Annotated in this window: 16 protein-coding genes; 9 read left to right on the top strand and 7 right to left on the bottom strand. The window is 64.0% G+C overall.

What is annotated here, in order from left to right; genetic code table 11:
• The first annotated feature begins 10 nt into the window (after positions 1–10).
• The 5 genes from BSG09_RS00810 (at position 11) to BSG09_RS00785 (ending at position 3343) form a co-directional block, all read left to right on the top strand.
• Complete coding sequence (locus tag BSG09_RS00810; protein ID WP_092929113.1) at positions 11–922, top strand: phage tail protein; 912 nt, start codon at positions 11–13, stop codon at positions 920–922.
• Positions 923–1138 carry a hypothetical protein gene (locus BSG09_RS00805; protein WP_092929111.1) on the top strand — a complete coding sequence of 72 codons (216 nt, stop codon included), beginning with the start codon at positions 923–925 and terminating at the stop codon, positions 1136–1138.
• A complete protein-coding gene (locus BSG09_RS00800) occupies positions 1138–1614 on the top strand; it encodes a hypothetical protein (protein WP_092929109.1) in 477 nt (158 codons plus the stop codon). Before BSG09_RS00805 ends, BSG09_RS00800 begins: the two co-directional genes overlap by 1 nt.
• 325 nt (positions 1615–1939) lie before the next feature.
• A complete protein-coding gene (locus BSG09_RS00795) occupies positions 1940–2578 on the top strand; it encodes a hypothetical protein (protein WP_139246173.1) in 639 nt (212 codons plus the stop codon).
• A gap of 231 nt (positions 2579–2809) precedes the next feature.
• The gene (locus tag BSG09_RS00785; RefSeq protein ID WP_139246172.1) at positions 2810–3343 is read left to right on the top strand and encodes a hypothetical protein; all 534 of its coding nucleotides are present in this window, start codon (positions 2810–2812) and stop codon (positions 3341–3343) included.
• 76 nt (positions 3344–3419) lie between these two features.
• Here BSG09_RS00785 and BSG09_RS00780 read toward each other — a convergent pair whose 3' ends face one another.
• A complete protein-coding gene (locus BSG09_RS00780; protein WP_092929101.1) occupies positions 3420–3872 on the bottom strand; it encodes a ribbon-helix-helix domain-containing protein in 453 nt (150 codons plus the stop codon).
• Between the two features lie 130 nt (positions 3873–4002).
• Positions 4003–4434, bottom strand: a complete 432-nt coding sequence (locus BSG09_RS00775; RefSeq protein WP_092929099.1) for an SWIM zinc finger family protein — start codon at positions 4432–4434, stop codon at positions 4003–4005.
• A gap of 518 nt (positions 4435–4952) precedes the next feature.
• On the opposite strand from BSG09_RS00775, the gene BSG09_RS00770 reads away from it, so the two are divergent.
• A complete protein-coding gene (locus tag BSG09_RS00770) occupies positions 4953–6119 on the top strand; it encodes a thiolase C-terminal domain-containing protein (RefSeq protein ID WP_092929097.1) in 1167 nt (388 codons plus the stop codon).
• A 46-nt stretch (positions 6120–6165) separates the two neighbouring features.
• Positions 6166–6567: a Zn-ribbon domain-containing OB-fold protein gene (locus BSG09_RS00765; protein WP_092929095.1), complete on the top strand. Its 402-nt coding sequence runs from the start codon at positions 6166–6168 to the stop codon at positions 6565–6567.
• A 75-nt stretch (positions 6568–6642) separates the two neighbouring features.
• On the opposite strand, the gene BSG09_RS00760 is transcribed toward BSG09_RS00765, so the two are convergent.
• The 3 genes from BSG09_RS00760 to BSG09_RS00750 all read right to left on the bottom strand — a co-directional run bounded on the left by BSG09_RS00760 (position 6643) and on the right by BSG09_RS00750 (position 9203).
• Positions 6643–7581 carry an alpha/beta fold hydrolase gene (locus BSG09_RS00760; protein WP_092929093.1) on the bottom strand — a complete coding sequence of 313 codons (939 nt, stop codon included), beginning with the start codon at positions 7579–7581 and terminating at the stop codon, positions 6643–6645.
• Positions 7582–7692: 111 nt separating this feature from the next.
• On the bottom strand, positions 7693–8784 hold the full coding sequence (gene meaB, locus BSG09_RS00755) for a methylmalonyl Co-A mutase-associated GTPase MeaB (protein WP_092929091.1): 1092 nt from the start codon (positions 8782–8784) through the stop codon (positions 7693–7695).
• Positions 8785–8786: 2 nt separating this feature from the next.
• A complete protein-coding gene (locus BSG09_RS00750; RefSeq protein WP_092929089.1) occupies positions 8787–9203 on the bottom strand; it encodes a cobalamin B12-binding domain-containing protein in 417 nt (138 codons plus the stop codon).
• Positions 9204–9424: 221 nt separating this feature from the next.
• Between BSG09_RS00750 and BSG09_RS00745 the strand changes: the two genes are divergently transcribed.
• Positions 9425–10099: an HD domain-containing protein gene (locus tag BSG09_RS00745; protein ID WP_092929087.1), complete on the top strand. Its 675-nt coding sequence runs from the start codon at positions 9425–9427 to the stop codon at positions 10097–10099.
• 801 nt (positions 10100–10900) lie between these two features.
• Here BSG09_RS00745 and BSG09_RS00735 read toward each other — a convergent pair.
• Positions 10901–11578, bottom strand: a complete 678-nt coding sequence (locus tag BSG09_RS00735) for a LysE family translocator (RefSeq protein WP_092929083.1) — start codon at positions 11576–11578, stop codon at positions 10901–10903.
• A gap of 207 nt (positions 11579–11785) precedes the next feature.
• Between BSG09_RS00735 and BSG09_RS00730 the strand changes: the two genes are divergently transcribed.
• Positions 11786–12409 carry a TlpA family protein disulfide reductase gene (locus BSG09_RS00730; protein WP_092929081.1) on the top strand — a complete coding sequence of 208 codons (624 nt, stop codon included), beginning with the start codon at positions 11786–11788 and terminating at the stop codon, positions 12407–12409.
• An 81-nt stretch (positions 12410–12490) separates the two neighbouring features.
• Here the strand turns inward: BSG09_RS00730 and BSG09_RS00725 are convergent, their stop codons facing one another.
• Entirely contained in the window at positions 12491–16678 is a 4188-nt protein-coding gene (locus tag BSG09_RS00725; protein WP_092929454.1) for a sister chromatid cohesion protein PDS5, read from the bottom strand.
• Positions 16679–16817: the final 139 nt, after the last annotated feature.

Raw genomic sequence — 16817 nt, 5'->3', positions numbered from 1 at the left:
AAGCTAACCGATGGCCGGACCTGCAGCCGCGCTCGCTGCTGGCGAGGCAGCGGACAAAGCCGGTGACATAGCGGAAAATGCCGATGACATCGCTGAGCCCGCCGCCGAGGCCGTCAGCAACGTCTCGGATAACGTCGGCCAAGCAGCCGAGAACAGCAAAGGCTTCAACATCGCGCTGGCAGTCGGTGCGATCGCCTTCGCCTACGTCGTGTATCGCGTTCTGAACATGACTCGCGGGCCGGGCCAGACCGTCGACGGCATCGGCGGCGCGATCGGCAACATCGTCGGCGGAACGACCAACGCAGCCGGTGGGGCCGGCGACGCCGCAGCCGGTGTCGGTGATGCGGTCGGTGACCTTTGGGGCGGCTCGACCGATGCAGCCGGCGGAATCGGCGGTGCAATCGGCGATGTCTGGGGTGGTGCAACCGACGTCGCGGACGGCACTGGTGATTTCGTCGGGGACGTTACTGGCGACATCTGGAGCGGCTCGACCGACGCTGCAGACGGCGCTGGCGACTTCGTCGATGACACCGTCGACGGTGTGACTGACGCCGGTGGTGACCTCTTCGGCGGCTTGCTCTCGAGTGGTGACGACGCCGTCGATGGTGCAGCTGACGCCGGCGGCAATCTCGTCGATGGTGCGACGAACTTCGCCGGTAACATCTGGAGTGGGTCGACTGACGCCGTCGACAATGCGACCGATGCTGGCGGCAATCTCTTCGGTGGCCTCCTCTCGAGCGGCGACGATGCTGTCAACAATGCAGCCGACGCCGGCAGCGATCTCGTCGACGGTGCAACCGATACCGGGAGCAACGTGATCGATGGTGCAGTCGACACCGGAGACGATCTCGTCGATGGCGCAGCCGACGCCGGGGGCAATTTCGTCGACGGAGCGACCGACTTCGCCGGAGGGCTGATCTAAATGGAGCCGATCACCCTGCTCAACCAGTTCGGGTTCCCAACCGTCGCGTTCCTACTCATGTGGAAACTCTATCGGGAAGAACGCGGCGAGCGACGGGATGAACGCAGCGAGTGGCTCGACGCGATTCACGAGCACACGGAGACGCTGAAGGCACTCCGCCGGGATGTCCGGACGGTTGCGACCGACGGCGGTACCGAACAGGAGGGGGATGCCTGATGGTCGGCGGCTCGTCGATCGGACCCAACAGCCAGGTTGAGCGCATCCTCTCGAAGTACGGCCTTGAGGCAACGTCGTGGGGTGACGATCTCCTCGAGGACGACACCAACCGACTCCTGCTCGCCCTGCTGCTCGAGCAGCGCGGCGAGAACGCCCTCGAGGCGATCGACCACCAGCCGGATGACAACCAGGAAGCTGGCTACTTCGTAACGGAAGAGCCGCTGCCGGTGGTGTCGACAGGCGAAGAGCGTCTTAACTGGCAGTTCCCGGCGAAATCCGTGACAATCTGGGGATTCGACGAACCGGTTTACGTCGCGTTCCGCTCGGAGGGAGACTATCGGAAGATTCCGCTCACACCGAGCGAGTCTCCGTTTACGATCGCCCCCGAGGGTGGCCTCGACGCCTCGAGCGTTTGGATTCGAAAGCCGAGCGACAGCAGTAACGACACCGAAATCAAGGTCTTAGCACTTCAGTAACATGGCTACAGTTGCACAAAAGCAGTCAACGGTTGCATCGCTTATCGACGATATCGCAAACACCCTTTCGGGTCTCTCCGCATGGAGTGACGCCGATACAACCATCGTCAATGACGGAGCGTCCGATTCGTGGGACAAGAACGGGCGTGTTTTCGAGAATACCAACATGGGCGTTTATCTGCTCATGTTCGTCGGCGACGGAAACCAGCACGCAGCAGACTCCGACTATGACGACGTCCATGGCGTTCGGTTCATTCTCTCGAACGACTGGAACAGTACCGACCACCATCCAGCTGGGAAGACTACAGTTACGGGCAATGACCCAATGTCTGCAGACATCGGCAACCACCGGTCTGATTCCTTCAATAACCACAGAGTCAGCTGGTCTACGTCCGAAACGGGCGCGTGGCTATTCGCCACCGATATGGGTACAGCCATTGATGCCCGATCACTCTCTGCCACGTATTTCATCAGCGCCGGAAACGACTATCTGAACGTTTCGGCGTGGAATACGAGCGACGGTAACAACGGTATGGCGTCGGCGTACGGACTGGAGTATGTCGATTCCAAGTTTTGGAACGACGGACAAGACCCGTGGGCCTTCTGGCAAGGCGACAGCTACCATGATCGGATGCAAACAGGCTACGGTTGGAACTCGTACATCTCTGACAGCCCATCCATCGAATATCTTGGTACGTCGATCGGAAACATCGAATCGGGCGACTGGGGTATCATCAACCCCGACAGTACAGATGATACGTTTTTCTTCCGTCGCCCGACGATCTACCAGACTAACAGCCAGACCGTTCCCGTCGCGTTCCTCGAAGACGCCATCCCGAACGATAAGCAAGAAGGTGCCGCACACGGCGATATCGTCACATACGACGCCACTGACTACCGAATCATGCAACAGTCGGGCGCGGGGAAATCCAACACAATTAGCGTCGGATTGAGGTACGAATAAATGGCTACGTTCAGCGCGGCATCGGGCGGCTACGGGGCCGTAAGTGGCTCAAGTACGACGACAACGCGACTTGCTTCGAGCTTCGACCCCGTGCAGAACATCACCGGGCTGAACGCCGGAGACTCTGGAACAGCTACCAGAGCCTCGAGTACGCGATCGGGCGCTGGAATCGACAAGGTGGCCGCGACCTCGACGACGTCGACGACACGACTCGCTTCGAGCTTCGATCCCGTGCAGAACATCACCGGGCTGAACGCCGATGACTCGGGAACTGCTACCAGAGCCTCGAGTACACGATCAGGTGCTGGAATAGACGAGGCTGCCGCGTCCTCGGCGACGTCGACGACGCGACTTGCCCGCGAGTTCGATCCAGTACAGAACATCACCGGGATGAACGCCGAAGGTGGAACCGGCGGCACAATGCTCCCCACCGCGTACTTTCGGAAGTTGCGCGGTGTTGTCGTCGACGAGAACGGAGAGCCCATCAAAGACGCTGCTTGGCTGTATTCGCAGGAGAACCTACCCACAGGCGGGCGTGTCGACGATGAGGGACGGTTTACCATCTACACGCTCAAGCAGAGGTACAGCGAGTTCATCCTAATTGGCGAATCTGGCCGTAAAAACGTCGATTACACATGGTACCAGCCTGTGAGTACCGAAGTAAATAGCACGGAGAACGATGTAACGCTGGTTTTCAAGACTGGCGAAATCAAAGGTCTGTTCTCCGGCGGTAAGGGAATCGGTATGGGAGGGCCACTCGGATGATCGACATCTCCAATCCGACGCTGCTCGGGATCGTCCGCTCGATCAACCCCTCGAGAAGATAAGAAAAGAGACCGGCTTACGCGAGTGCTTTTTCTCCGGGTTCGACGATGTCCTCACCGTCGGTGTAGCGCATCGGTCGAACGAAGATCCACACGCTCTGGTTGCCTGGTTCGACCGAAGCATAGCCGAGACTTTCGAGCGGCTTGATGATCTCCTCGAGAACGGCCGCCTTTGGCGTGTTGTTGTCGTAGAGCTTGTTCTTCGCCGTCTCGAGTTTCACGCGGCGCTTGATCTTGTGGGGTGCAGACGCTCGTTCGTGGAGCAGCCGGTAGGCTTCAGCAAGCCGTTCGTTGTCGGGAAGGATCGGCTGGGGTTCGTCGAGGTCGCCTTTCGCCTCGACTTCTTTCTGCACCAGCTCGCGGAGCTTCTCGCTTCGGTTCTTGTCCTCGCGCTCGGCGATCTCGTCGAGCGTCTCGAGAAGGTCGTCGGGACAGCCGAACGAGACGCGGCTCGAGGGGTTGTGATCCATCCTGGCCATCAGTGGTTCACCCCGGTTTGCATATCGGGTGAATACGCAGACGGCGTCGAGGTTCGGAGTTCGTATGCAAGGGGGGTGGGGATCCCTACGGAGAGGGCTATCGCGCGGGTGTGTGCGCGAGTCATGCGCGACCCTCCATCTCCCGCTCGTAGTCTTGTGTCCGTTCGATCGCCGCGTCGTGTGGTTCTCCCTCGAGCGTCTCGCCGGTTGCGTGGTGCATCTCATGTTCGTCGTCGGGGCTACTGTCGGTCGCTTCGACGTCGATCAGTCCGATGAAGTCGGCCTTCCGGAGCGTACAGAGATGCGCGCACGGCCCGTCGTGGTACTGCCAGCCTTTGCAGTCACACCGACCGATGTACTCGTCGTCCTCGAGGCCAAGCGCGCAGTAGTGGACGCTCTCGCCATCTCTGAGCGTCACCTTGTAACCGAACCGACCGAACGGCTCGATCAGCGCCTCACGTGGATCCGCTCGAGCCCACGACTCGGTCTCACCGTCGCGTTCCTCGAGGAAGTCGACGGGTTCGCCATCAGTGGGTTCTGAGAAGGCGCTCATCGGCCTCGAGACACCTCCTGAAGATCGTGTGGTCCGTTCTCACAAACGCGACGGGGGAGGCCGCCGGCTGAGGTCTGGGTCACCATCCGACCACCGCAGTGCGGGCAGAATCGGCTCATGCTCCGACACCTCCGCCGTACTGCGATTGACCATGGCCGAGGATTCCAGTTGCCCGCCCGGCGAGTCCACTCGAATTTCTCCGCCGTAACCAGGGTTCGACACCGCAGAGGACGGGTCTTGAATCGTCCAGCTTCCGCACAGACGCCTGAATACGTTGTCATCGCACGTATTGTAGCACTTTCCTGTCCCGATCAAGACGGCCGTCACGCTTCTGACAGCGATCGACGGCAAGCAGTTCGTCATGAGTGTCATCAGCCGTCGCGTTCATCGCTTCCGATGCGACGCACAGATCACACCACTGCACACCTACTCGCTGGATGAGACCGGAGCCGATCGCCGACTGTGATAACAGCTCCGTAACCGCGGACTATTAACGGGACCATCCAGTATGTGTGTACATGGCTAACGTGCGTGTTGCAGGAACAGGGTTAACAGCGTTCGGAGCCAGTCCCGAGCGGACTGGACGGGATCTCTTCGCCGAAGCAAGCATCGCTGCCTTCGAGGACAGCGGCGTGTCTCGAGACGACGTCGAGGCCGTCTTCTACGGCAACTTCATGGGTGAACTCGCAGAACATCAGGGCCATCAGGGGCCGCTGATGGCCGAAGCCGCAGGCGTCCGAGCACCCGCGACCCGGTTCGAGTCCGCGTGTGCCTCGAGCGGCGTTGCGGTCCGTGAGGCGGTCAAGCGGATCCGTACCGGTGAAAACGACGTGCTCCTCGTCGGCGGCGCAGAACGGATGACCAATCTCGGCACCGCGGGCGCGACGGAGGCGCTTGCGATCGCCGCGGATGACCTCTGGGAGGTGCGCGCCGGGACGACCTTCCCTGGCGCGTACGCGCTGATGGCACAAGCCTACTTCGACGCGTTCGGCGGCGACCGCGAAGATTTGGCCCATATCGCCGTCAAGAATCACGACAACGCGCTCCCCAACGAGAAGGCCCAGTACCAGCGTGCGATCGAGGTCGACGACGTGCTCGAGGCTCCGCTGGTCTCGGAACCGCTCGGACTCTACGACGCCTGTCCGATCTCCGATGGCGCGTCCGCGCTCTTGCTGACCAGCGAAGACTACGCTACAGACCACGACCTCGAGGCACCAGTCGCGATCACGGGGACTGGGCAGGGCGGTGATCGAATGGCACTGCACGACCGTGAGCATCTCGCACGCTCGCCGGCCGCTCGCGAGGCCGGCCAAGAGGCCTATGCCGACGCCGGTATCGATGCGGGCGACGTGGACGTTGCAGAGGTCCACGACTGTTTTACGATCGCCGAGGTGCTCGCACTCGAGGCGCTCGATCTCGAGCCGATCGGCGAGGGGATTTCGGCGGCCCGCGACGGGCGGACGACTGCCGACGGCGAGTTGCCGGTCAATCTCTCGGGTGGGCTAAAGGCGAAGGGCCACCCGGTCGGCGCGACCGGTGCCTCTCAGGTCGCCGAGATGGCGACGCTGCTTGCGGGCACGCATCCGAACAGCGACCACGTCGCGGATGCAACGACCGGCGTCACCCACAACGCGGGTGGGACGGTTGCGAGCGCGATGGTTCACGTCCTAGAGGTGGCCGCGTGAGCCGAGCGATCGCGATGACGCCAGCGCATGCGCTGGAGGTGGTCGCATGAGCGAGCGCAGTGACGCTGACGATATCGCGGACGCCGGCTTCGACGAGTGGCTCGACGCTGCCGAAACCGGCGACGCCTACTACCTCGAGTGTCCCAACGGCCACGGCTCCCTGCCCCCGCGGCGGGTCTGTCCTGACTGTGGCGCGACCGATCTCGAGGCGGTTGTCCTCCCCGAACCCGGCGAGATCGAGACGTTCACTATCACGCACGTTCCGACACCGGCGTTCGAAGACGACGCCCCGTATGCGACTGCCATCGTAAACGTCGGTCCCGTGCGGATCACCGGGCAAGTTGTGGGGATCGATCCCGAGGCAGTTGAGACCGGACTCGAAGTCGAACTCGAAATCACGGTTTCGGAGACGACCGGCGAGCGCGTGATCGGATTCCGACCGGCATAGTCGGTTCGCGGCCGTCGGTGCGTTTCATGGCTAGCAGACAGCACGAGCCGCAGTTCCCAGCTCGTCGACGGTCGACTACTCGTCGATGCCGACAGCCAGCAGTTCCGCACGCAGATACTCGACGAACTCGTCGGGATGTTCGGCGTGGGGCAATTGCGTCGCGTAGTCGATGACGACCAGATCCAGATCGGCAGCCGCCGCGAGGTCGCGCCCATCTCGAAGCGGAACGAGGCCCGCATCGCGGCCCCAGACGAGTGTGGTCGGCGTCTCGAGGACGGCCAGTTCGGTCGCAAGGTCGAACTCGGGATCGAGGGTGCCCGCGGCGAAGGAAGCGGGAGCGTAGCGCGCGCCGGACTGGTGGGCGCTGTCCCAGGTGTACTGGACCATCTCCGGATCGATCCGGCTGGTATCGTAGTACCCATCCCGATCGTAGAAGTAGCGGATCGAGGGTTTGCTCGCCAGCAGATTATAGAGCGTCGTCCCGACGATCGGCGTCCGCAGCAGGGTTCGGAGCCACGGCCGTTCTGTCGCCGTTTCGTCGGTCGGGCAGATCAACACCAGCTGCTGGAAGTCGGTCTCGTCGGCGGCATCGACCGCGAACGAGCCGGTCAACGAGGAGGCGACGACGATCGGGTCCGCCGTCACGTCGCCGGCGAAGTCACGGATGAACTCGGCATACAGGGACGGCGCGTAGACCAGCGGCGGTCGCTCGGAGCGGCCAAAGCCCGGCAAGGCGACCGCGTAGACGTGATAGTCCTCGGCCAACTGCTCGACGATCGGTTCGAACTCGTAACTGCTTGCGCCCGCGTAGATCCCATGGCACAAGAGCACGTCCGGATCAGTCGGGTCGCCAGCGACGGTGTAGGTCGTCTCGATCCCTCGCCAGCGATAGGTTCGTTCGATACCGACCAGCGGGTTCTCGAGGTCGCCGGCACGCCGTTTCAGCAGACGATTGCCGACGATGGCCCCACCGACAGTTCCGAGGGCTGCACCGAGGACTCTTCGGGCTTTCATACAAGGATGTAGGACGGCGACGGCCTTAGAGTTCAGGTTCAGATACACGTTCTGCTGCAACCGGCACATCGATCAGCAACCGCGCCGGGTGCTGCGATTCGAGTGACCGGCCTACTCGGCGCTCGAGTCGTCCGCGTCGGCGGCCAGATTCTCGACGCAGGCCTCGACGGGTGCGAGCACGTCGGTGGCGATCGAGTAGGGATCGGTTTCACCCTGCCGGACGGCTTCGGCGAGGTCGTCGATGCCGCCGCTGTCGGCGAGTTCGCCCTCGAGCAGCGCGTGGACATCCTCGCGCAGCAGCGTCCGAATTTCTTCGGCGTATCGCTGGCGGACCTTCTCGGCGTGGGTTCCAGAGTCAACGAGGTACGACCGGTGGTTTCCGAGTTCGTCGATGAAGGTGTCGACGCCGGTCCCCTTCGTGGCGACCGTCTCGACGATCGGCGTGGTCCAGTCGTCGGTGTCGTCACCGCTCTCGTCGACATCGTCCCAGCCCGCGCCATCGCCGTCCATCGCATCGACGCCATGGTGGCCAGCGCTACCGGCGAGCCCGCTTTCTTCGCCGAGGTGAACCATCTCACGCAGTTCTTGGACAGTCCGATCTGCGCCCTCGCGGTCGGCTTTGTTGACGATGAAGATGTCGGCGATCTCTAAGATGCCGGCTTTTAGCGTCTGAATGTCGTCGCCCGAGCCCGGCGGGACGAGGACGGCGACGGTGTCGGCGGTCCGAACGATGTCGATCTCGTTCTGTCCAGCACCGACGGTCTCGATGATGATCTTGTCCTTGCCGAAGGCGTCCATCGCCTTGACGGCGTCTGCAGTGGCCGTCGAAAGCCCACCAAGCGTGCCGCGGGCGCTCATCGAGCGGACGAAAACGTCCATGTCGCCGACGGTCGACGCCATTCGGATGCGGTCGCCCAGTACGGCACCACCGGTAAACGGCGAGGAAGGGTCGATCGCGATGACCCCAACCGTCTCGCCGCGTTCGCGGTAGGCCTCGGCGAGTTTGTCGACCAGTGTCGACTTGCCCGCACCCGGCGAACCGGTAATGCCGATCACGTCGGCGTTGCCCGTATGGGCGTAGAGCTCCGAGACGAGGTCCCGATAGCCTGGCGACCGGTTCTCGATCTTCGAGATAACCCGGGCGAGTGCGCGGTGTTCGCCGGCCAGCAGCGCCTCGAGTAGCGATTCGTCGGCTTCGTCCATGGTCATCGCTGCGGCGCGTTTTCGCGGACGAACTCGATGGTTTCCTCGATCGAGGTCCCGGGGCCGAAGATCGCCGCGACGCCGTCGTCTTTGAGTCCCTCGCGGTCTTCGTCAGGGATGACGCCGCCGGCGAGCACGAGCGTGTCGTCTTTGGCACCGTACTCCGCTAAGCCGTCCATGATCTTCGGGACGAGCGTGTCGTGGGCTCCCGAGAGAATGGAGATGCCGAGGACGTCGACGTCCTCTTGCACGGCGGCCTGGACGATCTGGTCGGGCGATTTGTGCAGTCCGGAATAGATGACTTCGAAGCCGGCATCACGGAACGCGCGTGCGATGACGTGTGCCCCGCGGTCGTGACCGTCGAGGCCGACTTTGGCGACGAGACACCGAATCGACTCCGCTTCCTGTTCGCTGCTCATACCACCCTCTTTCCGAGCCGACTGTTTGACTTTAACGGAAAATTGTTTCCATCGGCTGGTGCAGCGACGGAATTCCGTGGCGGCCCGGGTCGGTGATCGAATGGAGTTGTGACGGCATGACTGTCAGATCGCCCAAAACTGGACCGAACCAAAGGCTAAAGAGCGAAACGACCGAACATTCCAGTAATGACTATCGTTCGTCTGCTGCGGAGGGATCTATCGTGGGCGTCGAAATAAAAGAGACCAGGGTGACCGACGCCGAGTTCGAGGAGATGAAAGGATTCGTCTTCGAATATCTCGCGGCAAGCGTCGAGAAGGAAGATGAAGGTGGCCGGATGCGCTGGTATCCCTGGCACTCCGCTGAGTACCGCCACAACCACATCCTCAACGTGGTCGACCTCGCGACGGAAATCGCACAAAAGGAGGGCGCGGACGTCGACGTCACCCGCGTCGCCGCTCTCTTTCACGACGTCGCCAAACTCGAGACCGATCAGGAACTCCACGCCGAAGCCGGCGCTCGCGTCGCCCGTGAGTACCTCGAGTCCCACGGCGAGTATCCCGAGTCGTTCATTCAGCAGGTGTGTCGTTCGATCGAACACCACTCCTATCAGGGCGATCTGACCGATCTCGCCCTCGAGACCCAGTGTCTCATCGAGGCCGACCTGCTCGATAAGGTCGGTGCAAACGGGACCGCACTCATGCTATTGCGGATGGGCTACGAGGCTCGCACGCACATGGACAGCGAAGAAATGGTCGAGCGCGTCTTAGAGCGTGGGTACGACGCCGCCTCGCGCGTCCAAAGCGAGACCGCCGAGAGCATCGCCCACCAGCGGCTCAAACGCGTCAAGTGGTTCAGCGAGTGGCTCGAAGACGAGATCGCGGCGCTGGGCGAGTAATCGATCCGTCAAGGATAGCGCCCACTCGAGGCGAGGGTTTTCGAGACGTAACCACCCACAGCAGTGACTGGTGTAACAGTAGATAGGTATCCGATTTCGTTATTCAGAATTCTGCCTGAAGCTGAATCGGGCAGTTCGATCACTACATATGCGAACTAATCGGATTCGTTGACAGTGAACTCGACCGCGAAATATGGCGTCGTTCCCAAAACCAGAAATCGGTACGTACCGGACTGAAGCTCGCCATCGAGGGGGGCGGCTCGCTCTGTTAACGCTTGTTCTGAGAGCGTGAGTTGGATGGTGGTACGTTCGCCAGCAGGGAGTATGAAGGCACAGAGGTCATAATACCCATCTGCAGTCCACGTTAGGTGCGCCCATCCGTCGTTCGTCTGCTGCTGTAGTGCCCACGGATTGTGACAGCCGAGGGTGAAATCGGACGGACTCTGATTGCAGATCTCGAACTCGACTGTGTCGCCCAACCGAACAGAATCTGGTTGAACAGAGAGGGCCAACTGATCATGTTCGTAGACAACATCCGCTTCATCTGCGTATTCGGGGTCTGAGTTTGCTTCCTCGGAGCGGAATGCGGAGACGGTACAGCCAGCAAGCGGCACTGAGGCAGACGCCCCAACAAGACGGAGGAGGCGTCTGCGTGATGGAGGGGAAGTCATATAAATCAACCATTGTTGTCGTCGGTAAATACTTTCTCTGTACTGAACGTGAGTTTCGCGAGCGACGCTGAATAAAGAACCCGTATTACCAACTACTGGTAATCCACTGTCAGCGCGGGTCAGGCCACCATTAGACGATTCCAAGGCCCATCGCGAGAAAGAGCACGCCGAAACCGACGAGGACGACAGCACTGCCTGCGGCAACGATTGGTGCGAAGGCGTCGACGCGCCGACCCGCCGCAACCAGGGCCGCCGGATAGGCGACGATCCAGCACGCGATTCCCGCGAAAAAGCCGAGCAGCAGCGCCGGCGATCCCGTCTGGACGACCAACGACCCCGCGAGTGCGCTCCCGACCGCCGGGGCGTGTGCAAGAACGTCGAGCGTGCCAGGCTCGAGCAAGCCGACGCCGACGGTGAGCCAGAAGCTGATCTGGTAGGGGTTGGTCAGCGGGAGCGCGAACGTCTTGCGAAAGCCAGAGGCGGCGCTCCCGGCAGCGTCGGTAAACGACGTCGCGGTTCTGGCCTCGTCGATCGCGCCGATGGCGAAGTACAACATGAGACAGCCGCCGGCGACGTACAGCGCGGGGCGAAGCCCCGACAGGCGGTCGATGACGGCGACGACGCCGGCCAGCGTGAGCACGAAGAAGATCGCGTCCGCGAGCATGGCCCCGAGGCCGGCCCGAAAGCCGGCCGCCCAGCCGCGAACGACGCTCTCTTCGGCGATAATGGCGTTCATCGGTCCCGGTGGCGCGGCCAGCGCGAGTCCAAAGAGCACGCCAGCAAGTGCTGTCACGATGAGGGCAGTCACGCGTCTCGCTCGGCAGTGGGAGATACAGCGACAAAAGCACAGCGAACGCTGCGGGCCGGACGACAGTCCACTCGAGCAGGGGGCCGACAGCGGTAGCGGCTCTGGTTCGACACGTAAACCAATGACAGCTTAGTTGCTCGCGCCCATACCGGTGCACATGGTGCACCGTCGGTTTCGATCGCGTCCGTTCCAGGTGGTGAGCGTGCCATGAGACGCAGGGAAATCGTGGCTGGGCTCGGCAGCATTGGTGCCCTGGCCGGTGCAGGTGGACTGCTTCTCGGAGACGGGTTCTTGTCTCAAGCCGACACCGCCGACGCGGACGATGGCGGTGATGACGGTGGGCCGCTCACCGTCGAGACGATCGATGCGCGAGGAAGCGATGCCGGGACACTGTCGGTCCCCAACGGTGATCTCATGGTCGTCGAACTCTTCGTCACCGGCTGTGGCAACTGCCAGGCACAGATGCCGAACCTCGCCGAGGCACACGCGCAACTCGTCGCAGACTATGGCGACGAACTGACGTTTCTGGGGGCGACGTACCAATCCCCAGAGGGCAAGCCGCCGGCTGAGCTCCGGGACTGGTGGCGCGCCCACGGCGGGAACTGGCCCATCGGCTACGATCCGACAGGGGACATTGCGGCCCAGTACGGGATCGTCGGCTACCCCGTGACCGTCGTCATCGACGGCAACGGCGAAAAACGCTGGGAGAAACTCGGCATCACGTCGCCGGACGTAATCGTCGACCGCGTCGAATCCATCCTCGAGACGAGCAACGACGGGGCGACGAACTCGTCTGCCGACGCCAACGCCACCGAGTCGACATCTACCTGAGCGGCCGTCCATGGCCCGCGGCAGTGGGCTGTTTCGGATCGGAACGAGCCACCGATGCTGCCCGCAGGCAGTCGTGAGCAGCTACCGTTCTCCCGGTTCGTTTCCGAACCCAGTGAGGAAGCCAGTGATCGACGCCGTCCACGACGACTGGTCAGCACCGAGTGCGGTGAGTCCGGCGTCGCTTCCGAGGCAGAGCCGGCCGCTTGCGGCGGCGATCGCTGGCTCCGCGCCGACTGTATCCAGCGTGGACTCCCACCAGTGCGAGCCGTCGGCAGTCGAGAGCGCGTGCAGTCGTCCATCGGAGGTCACCAGACAAACGGTGTCGCCGAGAACGACCGGCCCGGTCACCGCCTGCCCGAGCGCTTCTCGCCAACGTTCGCTCCCGGTACTCGCGTCGATCGCATAGAGGCTGCCGTCTGCACTGGCGACGTAGACGGTTCCATCCGCGACCGCTGGCGACGCTTGGAGTCGACCGCCGGTATCGAAGCGGAACTGCCGGTCGCCGTCAGCGGCGGCCAGCACGCACAGCGTGTCGCCACAACTCAGGTAGATCCTCCCGTCCGCGACCGCCGGCGCACCGCGGATCGTCCCCTCGAGAGCGATGTCCGTCTCCCAGCGCTGATTCCCATCAGCGGCCGCGAACGCGACGACGCGGTCGTCACAGGCAACGTAAACGACTCCATCGGCGACGGAGAGCCCGACGATTCGATCGTCGACTGACTCCGTCCAGACCGCCGTCCCAGTCTCGACATCGATCGCAGCAAGTGTCTCGCCACCGACGTAGACCATCCCGTCGGCGACGATCGGCGGCGTTCGGACCGGTTCGTCAATCGCGTGTCGCCAGACGCGCTCGCCGGTGTCGGCCTCGAGCGCCGAAACCACGGCGTCACCAGCGATGTAAACGGTGTCATCGACGACCGCGGGCGTCGTTTCAATCGCGGTGTCCGACTCGACGCGCCAGCGTTCGCTGCCGTCTGCGAGCGCCAGCGCGGCCACGCCGTTCCCGTCGGCGACAAAGACAGTGTCGCCGACCAGCGCTGGTGGGGCCTCGATGTCGTCGGCGGTCTCGAGGTGCCACTGGGCCGTCGGTCGGGTACCGAGTGCGTCACCCGCCACGACGGCGTTCGTCCCTGCCGGTCCTGCACCTGCCATCGGCCACTCGCGACCGTCGTTGGCCTCGTGGTCGCGGACGTACTCGAGTCGCTCCGTCGCGGTCGTCGCCGCGCCCGCGACGCCGGGAACCGGGTCGTCAGTGAGCGGTCGAACGGCGGGAAGTGCGTCGACGGCATCGATGGCCGTCAGGATCCGGAGAACGCGCGTCCGAACGCGCCCGTCGGGGTCGGCAAGCCGTGGCCGCAGATCGGCCGCAATCCTGCTGGTGTTCTCCTCGAGCGCCGCCGTAAGCTCGGCGATGTCGGCCAGTGTCGCGCCAGTCGTCGCGCGAACGTCGGCGTCGGCATCCGATAGCGCCGCGAGTAGATCGTCGGTCACCGCATCGAAATCGTCGGGATCGTCGTCGGCCATCGACGCCAGCGTTCGCCCGGCGGTGACGCGGACGGTCGGACTTTCGACGGCAAGCCCGGCCGCGATCTTCGAGATGCCCGTCGGACGGAGCTTCGCTGACTCGTCGGCGAGGACCGACAACGCGAGGACAGCCAGCCCGGCGGCCCACGGGTCATCGTCGAGTCGTCGCCCCATTCCGGAGAGTTGCGTGTTGATCTCGTCGGTGTGCGTCGGCGTCTCGCCGCTGACGAGCGAGGCAGCTGCGTGCAGTCGACCGTCGGTTTCGTCGATCGCGTCGCCCAGCGCAGCGCCGTCGTCCCGGCCCGTTACTGTGATGATTCCAAGCGCGAGCGCTGCGTATCCGCGGACAGCTTCGTCCTCGGCCTCAAGCAACTCGACGAGTCGATCACGCGCTGCCGCCGCGTCGTCGGGGGCAGCGGCTGCCAGTCGAGCGATCTCGCCGGCGAGCGATCGTCGGTCCACGCCGTCTGCGTCGAGTTCGTCGCACAACGTCGCAGTCACGGGCTGTCCGTCGGTCTCCGCGACAGCCGTCGTCAGCGCACGCTCGAGACCGCGCCGTTGGCGGCCGCCCGTCTCCCGCAGTCGCTCGGAAAGCGGCGTCCTCGCCGCGGCGATCACTTCGGGGTTCATCCGAGCGACGTCTGCGAGCGCCATCGCGACGGCGTCCCCGCGTTCGTCGTCGGCCGACAGGGTCGTCGTCAGCGCCTCGAGCGGCGTCGGCTCGGTCTCGACGTCAGCTTCGAGGAACAGCTCGAGCGTCTCGAGCGTTGCGGCGCGGACGGCCGGCGTCGGCTCGACGAGCAGGTCACAGACGGCACCGACGGCAGCTTCGGTTTCGGTCCCAGTCTCGAGGCCGAGGACGGACAGTGCCTCGCAGGCGGCGACACGACGCGGTTGCGCGTCGGCCTCGGTTTCCGCGACAGCGAGTGCGACCGTTGGCCGACAGTCCTCAGCCGGCTCGGTGGCGACCGCCGCAAGCGTCCGGCGAGCCGTCTCGCGGACGCTGTGATCGGTATCGTCGAGCGCGTCGAACAGTCCCGACAGCGCCGGGCCGATTGCGTCCGGATCCGTCGCCGCGATTCGCTCGAGGGCCAGTGCTGCGGTGTGACGGACGTCCGCGTCGTCGTCCGACAGCCGCTCACCGAGTGCATCGACGGCTACGTGAGCGTCGTGGGGTCGCTCGGCGGCGATCGTCACCAGATCACGAGCGGCCCCGAGCCGGACCCTCGCGTGCTCGTGGCCGAGTCGCCGACACACCGATCGAACCGCTGGATGGGGGGCGGTCGTCTGCGACATCGCGATTTCTGCCAGCCTGCTAGCGGCGTAGCCACGGACCCACTCGTCGCCGTCCTCGAGTTGCCCGATCAGTTCCGACACCTCACTGTCGCCGGGGGTGTCGCGAGCGATCGCGCCGACCGCCGCAGTCGCCCGGTGACGAACTGGCTCGTGTGGATCGTCGAGGCGGGCGGCGAGTTCGGGGACGACACACCGGGCAGACGCCGGTTCGGTCGTCGAGACGGCGGCGATAGCGCGAACGGCTGCGAGCCGGACGTCTTCGTCGTCGACCGCGAGGGCATCGGTGAGGTCGGCAACGACGGGAGCGACGGTCTCGGGAGCCGCGTCGGCGACGGCGGCGATGGCCGTCACGGCGTGGTCTCGAACCGGCAGGTCATCGCAGGCTACCCGGCGGGCGAGAGGGTCGACGGCAGCAGTAACCGCTTCGGGCCGCTCGGTGGCAAGCGTCGCCAGTGTCGCAGCCGCGTCAGTTCGGACGGTCTCGAGCGGGTCTGTGAGTCGGGCGACGAGCGCGTCGACGGCCGACACGACCGCACCGGGATCGGCCTCGGCGACGTCTCGGAGCGCACCGACGGTGGCCGTTCGGACGGCGGCCACATCGTCGAGGGTCGCGGCCAGCGCGTCGACGCCCTCGCTGACCGGTTCGGGGCGTTCCGCCGCGATGGCCGCGATCGCTGCCGCAGAATCGACGCGGACGGATTCGCGCTCGTCGGTCAGCCCCATCACGAGGGCGTCAACCGACGACGCAACTGCCGCCGGCCGATCGGTCGCAATCGCATGCAGCGCCCGCGTTGCATGCTTGCGGACGGCCGGTTCGTCCGCGAGCCGGTCGACGAGCAGGTCACGGGCCTCGAGGACGGTGTCTGGATCGTGCTCGGCGATGGCCGCGAGAATTACGGCGGCGTTTTCCCGAACCGGGACGGCGTCGTCGTCGATCGCCGCCATGATCTCGTCGGTCGCCGGGATGACGGCTTCGGGATCGGCCTCGGCGATCGCAGCGAGAGCAGCTGTCACTCGAGTCCGGACGTGTCGTTCGTCGTCTGTGACGGCAGCCGCGAGAGTCGTCACCGAGTCAGCAACGACGGTCGGATCGTCGACTGCGATCGAGGCGAGCGCGTCGGCGACATCCGCCCGAATCGCAGTCGGTCCATCGAGTTGCTCGAGCAACACCGGTACGCTATCCTGCGTCGATTGCGGGTAGACCGACGCGACGGCTGACAGCGCCGTGGCTGCGTGAGATCTGATCGCAGGCTCGTCTTCGAGACACTCGGTCAACGATGCCACCGCGGATCGCACGTCCGCCGGCCGATCGGCCGCCTCCTCGGCCAGCGTGCGGGCTGCGTACTCCCGCACGTCGGGGTCGTCTGCCGTTAGAAACGTCTCGAGTTCGTCGATACCGAGGGTGACTTCGAGCCCCTCTTCGGTCGTGATCTCATTGTGGCGTGACATAGTCCGTCTCGTGACACGTGCGATCGCGAGCGGCGCGATCTGGTCGAGAACGATACGTATACACACACGCAGTTAATGGTACGCCCGGCACAGTCAGATCGACACGACGGTCGGCTGTCCCATCTCGTCAGTCAGTAGT

This window comes from Natrinema hispanicum, assembly GCF_900111485.1.
Classification (GTDB): Archaea; Halobacteriota; Halobacteria; order Halobacteriales; family Natrialbaceae; genus Natrinema; species Natrinema hispanicum_A.
The sequence above is the reverse complement of the archived record's forward strand: the minus strand, read 5'-3'. Positions and strand labels throughout refer to the sequence as shown.

Coding starts and splice junctions, on each gene's coding strand:
- BSG09_RS00810 (WP_092929113.1), top strand. CDS start 11: ATGGCCGGACCTGCAGCCGCGCTCGCTGCTGGCGAGGCAGCGGACAAA.
- BSG09_RS00805 (WP_092929111.1), top strand. CDS start 923: ATGGAGCCGATCACCCTGCTCAACCAGTTCGGGTTCCCAACCGTCGCG.
- BSG09_RS00800 (WP_092929109.1), top strand. CDS start 1,138: ATGGTCGGCGGCTCGTCGATCGGACCCAACAGCCAGGTTGAGCGCATC.
- BSG09_RS00795 (WP_139246173.1), top strand. CDS start 1,940: ATGTCTGCAGACATCGGCAACCACCGGTCTGATTCCTTCAATAACCAC.
- BSG09_RS00780 (WP_092929101.1), bottom strand. CDS start 3,872: ATGGATCACAACCCCTCGAGCCGCGTCTCGTTCGGCTGTCCCGACGAC.
- BSG09_RS00775 (WP_092929099.1), bottom strand. CDS start 4,434: ATGAGCGCCTTCTCAGAACCCACTGATGGCGAACCCGTCGACTTCCTC.
- BSG09_RS00770 (WP_092929097.1), top strand. CDS start 4,953: ATGGCTAACGTGCGTGTTGCAGGAACAGGGTTAACAGCGTTCGGAGCC.
- BSG09_RS00765 (WP_092929095.1), top strand. CDS start 6,166: ATGAGCGAGCGCAGTGACGCTGACGATATCGCGGACGCCGGCTTCGAC.
- BSG09_RS00760 (WP_092929093.1), bottom strand. CDS start 7,581: ATGAAAGCCCGAAGAGTCCTCGGTGCAGCCCTCGGAACTGTCGGTGGG.
- meaB (WP_092929091.1), bottom strand. CDS start 8,784: ATGGACGAAGCCGACGAATCGCTACTCGAGGCGCTGCTGGCCGGCGAA.
- BSG09_RS00750 (WP_092929089.1), bottom strand. CDS start 9,203: ATGAGCAGCGAACAGGAAGCGGAGTCGATTCGGTGTCTCGTCGCCAAA.
- BSG09_RS00730 (WP_092929081.1), top strand. CDS start 11,786: ATGAGACGCAGGGAAATCGTGGCTGGGCTCGGCAGCATTGGTGCCCTG.
- BSG09_RS00725 (WP_092929454.1), bottom strand. CDS start 16,678: ATGTCACGCCACAATGAGATCACGACCGAAGAGGGGCTCGAAGTCACC.